The following is a 359-nucleotide window of genomic DNA, read 5'->3' on the forward strand; positions in this document are numbered from 1 at the left end:
ACCGTCAACGGCACCAAGTACCCCGTCAACGGGACCACGGTGACCATCAACGGCGTCGACTACCCCGTCAAGGACGGCTCGGTCACCGTCAACGGCACGAGCTACCCGGTCACGCCTGGCACCACCACCGACGGCGGCTCCACCACTCCCGGAAGCACCACCACCCCGGGAACGACCGGCGGCTCCACCACCCCCGGCAGCACCACGCCGGGTTCGACCGGTGGCTCGACCACCCCGGGCTCCACCACGCCGGGTTCGATTACCGTCAACGGCACCAAGTACCCCGTCAACGGGACCACGGTGACCATCAACGGCGTCGACTACCCCGTCAAGGACGGCTCGGTCACCGTCAACGGCAC

General features: G+C 68.5%; 1 protein-coding gene. It reads left to right on the top strand.

Going from position 1 to position 359, the window contains the following annotated elements; translation table 11 throughout:
• Positions 1-359: hypothetical protein (locus EPD65_RS16385; RefSeq protein WP_207891584.1), on the top strand; the 359-nt coding region annotated here is incomplete at both ends.

It is taken from the genome of Nocardioides jejuensis (assembly GCF_004337475.1).
GTDB lineage: Bacteria > Actinomycetota > Actinomycetes > Propionibacteriales > Nocardioidaceae > Nocardioides > Nocardioides jejuensis.